The organism is Actinomadura oligospora ATCC 43269 (assembly GCF_000518265.1).
Taxonomy (GTDB): domain Bacteria; phylum Actinomycetota; class Actinomycetes; order Streptosporangiales; family Streptosporangiaceae; genus Spirillospora; species Spirillospora oligospora.
The window spans coordinates 1-4,258 of the sequence record NZ_JADG01000037.1 but is presented as its reverse complement, the minus strand read 5'-3'; the positions used below and the strand labels follow the sequence as shown (position 1 = coordinate 4,258).

Genomic DNA, 4,258 nt, shown 5'->3' with positions numbered 1-4,258 from the left:
GTAGAGCTGCCCTTCAGGCCATACGGTCCGGCGAACGCCGGCCGCCCTGATGAACTTCAGACAGCCTTGGCACGGCGAGCTGGTGAGGTAGAGAGTTGAACCCCTCGTGCCGTCCAGGCCCGCGTACAGGAGTGCATTGGCTTCCGCGTGAACACTGATGCAGGCTCCGGGGCCGGTGTCATAGGACGAGCCGGGCGGGACGTTGCTCGTCGCCCTGGAGCACGCTCCGTCCAGACAGGACGGCCCCCTGGGCTCGGTGCCGTTGTAGCCCGTTGAGACGATCCGACGATCCTCGCCGACGACCACGGCTCCCACCTGACGACGGGAGCAGTCACCGCGACGACTGACAGCCTCGGCAATGCCTAGGAAGTAGTCATCCCAGTCGGGGCGACTGATGGTCGCCCCAGGGTCGGAACAGAAACTCATCGCTCTCCCAGATTGATCACCGTAAGGCCCGTCTCGCTGGCGGACCTCATACAGCCGCGAGTGCCCTGGCTCGCACCCAAAGGAAAGGCGAGCACGAAATCGGCATCCGAGTGAGCACGGAGCATCAGCTGATTGCGCATTGGACCAGCCGCACGACCGAAGGCGCCCCAATTAGCGGGGTACCGCCAGATGCACTCTCCAGGGAGGTTGAGCTTCCCCCAGTCGTCAGCCATGGCATCTGCACCAGTGGCGCAGTTTCCGTGGACAAGGACCAGGGGATCTTCGTCGTAAGCTGTGAACACATAGAGCGACTTCCAAATGTGGGTGTAGTCCTCCCAGTCACGAGAGCCCGTCACGATAATCTTCATTCATTGGCTCCCGTCGTATAGCGCTCTATGAGCTGAGACTTAGCATGGTGGGCAACCAGTCGCCCGTACTGGTGCTTGTCGAGTGTCACCCTGAACCATGGCGTCACAGTGTTGAGCTGCCGAACTCGCAGAGAAACGCCATCGATCTCAGATGTGAAATTGCGGGTGTCACTGAGATCTGCGATCAGGAGAACAAGGCCGTCCGCGGTAACGTCGAGTTCGATTCGACGGACCATCAGACCTTCACCACAGTAAGTTGAGCGTCGAGTGCCTCGACGTCTTCCATGCGGAGACCCCAGTCGCAGCAATCCAAGAGAGCTACCTTGTCGACAGCACAGCGAATGATCTCGAACTCCTCGGGCGTGAGTGTCAGTCGAACCCGCTTCTCAGTCTTAACCTGAACCTTCATCAGGCAGCCACCGCCTTGAGCTGCCACTTGGGAGCGTCCCCGGCATCCGTCACCTTGTAGACCTGCCGCGAGGCCGTGTGGTAAACCACAATGCCCTCCGGCCGCATGAATCCCGGGACTGCACGAGAGCCGGTCTCCATCAGCTCGTGGTAGATGTCCATGGCGTCGCCAGTGTCGAACGGGCCCTGATAGAGCTGCGGAACCGTCTCCAGGCCAGGAACGAGACTCAGATCCATGGGCCCGTACCGGCCGACATTGAACAGCGCGAACCGCCTATGGTCGAGGCCGTACTTACGGGCAATCTTCGCCCCGTACCATTCGCCGTAGTGGTAGCCCTCTCCCAGAGTCACAACGAGGGCAGACGCGTTGTCACGAACCCACTGGGCAAAGCCAGCGTTGTCCCGCTTTCGCCACTCAGTGTCGTCCATTCCCTTCGGCCCCATCGGGAGCAAACGGTTTCGCGACTGCGCTCCCGCAAACCAGACTTCCCCAATGCCGCTATACCCGGCCAAGCACTCGATCTCTCCGATGTACGGGGAACCCTCTGGAGCCTTCCTGATAACCACACAGGCGTTGGTTCCATCGATCTTCTCCGTGATGATCATGTCTTTATTCAGCCGGGGAGTCTTCGGCCAAGCCTGGAACTTGATCTCGTTCACTTGATCCCCTTCGTAGCCATGTAGATCTCTGCGTACGTCGCCAGTGCCTTGTCCAACTGCTCAGCCATATAGTCGCTTTGGGCAACCGCCCCGGCCGTATCGTTCTCGTGGTACTCATCCGCAATGACGTCAAGCACAGCCCGCTTAACCGCGTAGCGAGCGCTCCACAAGTCGTAAATCACAAAACGCTCCCTAGTGATTGGCGGCCATCCAGTTCTCGCCCGGCGGACCACAGTCCGCAGGGAACTCAATCCGCTGCCCTCCGGGCGGACTCATAACCGTCTCCATCTTGTCTTTCAGGTAGTCACGGAACGTCTCCCATCCGTCTGCGGGTACCGAGAAGACCAGCGCGTCATGGATCTGGGCCTTAACCGACCGCATCGCCTCATGGGACATGGCCAGGAGCGCGTCACAGACAATCTCCCGAGTGACTGACTGCCCCATCAGCGCCGGGGCCTGCGTGAACTCCCGCCCCTTTTCAATCCACATCTTGCGACCCCATGGGTTTTGCACGTATCCATGGCGATTCGCATACTTGCGGACCTTGTTCTGCCAGCCGACGACGACCTTGTAAGTGGTATCCATGCCGTCCACAAACGTCTCGGCGTCCTTGAGCGGGACGCCGGCCTGAGCCGAGAGGGTCTTGGCTCGGCCCCCATAGCTCCAACCGTGGCCAAGGGGCTTGGCCATTTGCCGGTACTCCGCAGTCTTCGGATCCTTCTTGTCGGTGCCAACGATGTCCTTGCCCCAGGCAGCCCAGGCGTTAAGCAGGTGGCCGTCCGCACCCGGCTCGAACCGAACGGCGTACTCCTTGTCACCGGACATTGCAGCCACTGCACGAGCATCCGCGTTGGAAAGGTCAATCTCAATGAGGACATGGTCACCGGCGTCCGGAAGGAAGTAGGACTTTTCAATCGCCCCCTCCCCGCGGGAGGTCCAAATGGTCAGCCCTGGCTCAGTGGTGCTCCACCTACCGCTCCGCTGGAGCATGGTGATCTCCGGGTGGACGAACCCGTCCGGGTAGACGCAGGACACCGCCAGTTCCGAGAGCGACCGCTGCCCCATCAGCTCGGCCAGGGCCTCGCCGAGGTCCTGGACTGGGGTGCCCTTGGTGAGCGATGTCAGCGTGTCTCCCGAGAGGGAGAGACCGAACCACTCAGGGACGACAGCCTTCTCCTCCAGGGCGGCGAGCTTCCGCTGCCTCGCCCTGAGAGTCCGCTCCTTGAGGGTGGACCTCTCCAACTCCAGCAGCTCTCGAAGCTCCTCGGCCTCCCTCCGGCAGGCGTCAGCGTTGGCCTGGGCCTCCCGGAGCTTGCTGTAGCCGGGAGTCCTTGGCCAGTCCGGACGACTCTGTGGAGTGATCCCGTGATCCCGGAGGACGGCCAGGACCGCGTCCTTACCTGGATTCGTCAGCCAAGGTTTCTCCCCGGCCTCGGGGAAGCCGTAGTCCTGGATGAGCCCGGCCATGATCTCGTCCCGGCGAACCCTCAGATGCTCAGTGCGGGCTCTAGCGGCTACCTCGTCCAGGCGCCATCCGTTGGACGAGATGCACGCCTTCCTGGACTCGATGCGCTGCTCGCGCATCGCGTACTGGTCGAGAGGCCCCTTGTGAAGCAGTGCTCGCCCGACCGCACGAGATGCCTCAACGTCTCCGATGAGGTACCTGCGGTACCGGTCGTCATCGACTGGAATTCGCCCGAAGCCGTCTTCAATCCGGGCCTTCTTAGGAAGTTCAGGATCTCCGTACTCGTGGGCAAGCTCTTTCAGGTCATGCGTCTTACCTGGCACGCCAAGCTGGTAAGCCTGCTCGTCCAGGCCGAACCATGCGAGCATCTTCTCTGGCTTGTCTGCCAAAGCCTTCTTGCCGTACCTATTCACATAGGTCGCCGGTGCCGGATTAACCAGCGCTGCATGGGTCCACGTGTCATAGACACGCCCCTCGTCAGCAAGCCGCATCGGAATGTTCGACCGAAAGCCGAACACTGCCCGCAAGTCAAAATCGTGAATGTTGTGCCCGATGATCCACCGGGCCTTGAGGATCGCTGCTCGCAGCTCCCCCAAGTCCGTCGTGATCTGGACCGGACCATCGCCCCATGCGTAGCCGATCAGGCGGACAAACTCTTCCGGAGGCATTGAGTAGAGATATCGGCGACTATGGGTTTCGACATCAAAGGTCAGGGTCCCGGACACTAATCCCATCTCTCCCGTCATGAGAGGGGCCGCCCCCGAAGGGGCGGCCCAATCCTCAACTCACTGTCAACTCACTGTTAGCTGACAAAAATTGGCTTGCACTTGTCCTGGGCATCCTGAGGGGTCGGGCAGAAGAACGCCTCGTAGGGCTTGCCCCACTTATTGGTTCCGGTCTTGAAAACCATCTCGCCATGACGACAGGTCTT

General features: G+C 60.9%; 7 protein-coding genes. All 7 read right to left on the bottom strand.

The window, feature by feature from the left end:
- Nucleotides 1–426: deoxycytidylate deaminase (locus tag P696_RS59440; protein WP_034488118.1), on the bottom strand; the 426-nt coding region annotated here is incomplete at its 3' end.
- Complete coding sequence (locus P696_RS59435) at nt 423–794, bottom strand: SLOG family protein (protein ID WP_026415469.1); 372 nt, start codon at nt 792–794, stop codon at nt 423–425. The genes P696_RS59435 and P696_RS59440, both read right to left, overlap by 4 nt.
- A gap of 235 nt (nt 795–1,029) precedes the next feature.
- A complete protein-coding gene (locus P696_RS57615) occupies nt 1,030–1,203 on the bottom strand; it encodes a hypothetical protein (protein ID WP_157430045.1) in 174 nt (57 codons plus the stop codon).
- Nucleotides 1,203–1,862, bottom strand: coding sequence for an RNA ligase family protein (locus P696_RS0131625; RefSeq protein WP_051468419.1), 660 nt, complete (start codon nt 1,860–1,862; stop codon nt 1,203–1,205). Before P696_RS0131625 ends, P696_RS57615 begins: the two co-directional genes overlap by 1 nt.
- A complete protein-coding gene (locus tag P696_RS0131620; protein WP_026415467.1) occupies nt 1,859–2,044 on the bottom strand; it encodes a hypothetical protein in 186 nt (61 codons plus the stop codon). Before P696_RS0131620 ends, P696_RS0131625 begins: the two co-directional genes overlap by 4 nt.
- A gap of 10 nt (nt 2,045–2,054) precedes the next feature.
- Nucleotides 2,055–4,052: a DNA polymerase gene (locus P696_RS57610; protein ID WP_211245904.1), complete on the bottom strand. Its 1,998-nt coding sequence runs from the start codon at nt 4,050–4,052 to the stop codon at nt 2,055–2,057.
- Between the two features lie 77 nt (nt 4,053–4,129).
- On the bottom strand, nt 4,130–4,258 hold a 129-nt coding region (locus P696_RS59515; protein ID WP_483756979.1), incomplete at its 5' end, for a hypothetical protein.

Coding starts and splice junctions, on each gene's coding strand:
- P696_RS59435 (WP_026415469.1), bottom strand. CDS start 794: ATGAAGATTATCGTGACGGGCTCTCGTGACTGGGAGGACTACACCCAC.
- P696_RS57615 (WP_157430045.1), bottom strand. CDS start 1,203: ATGAAGGTTCAGGTTAAGACTGAGAAGCGGGTTCGACTGACACTCACG.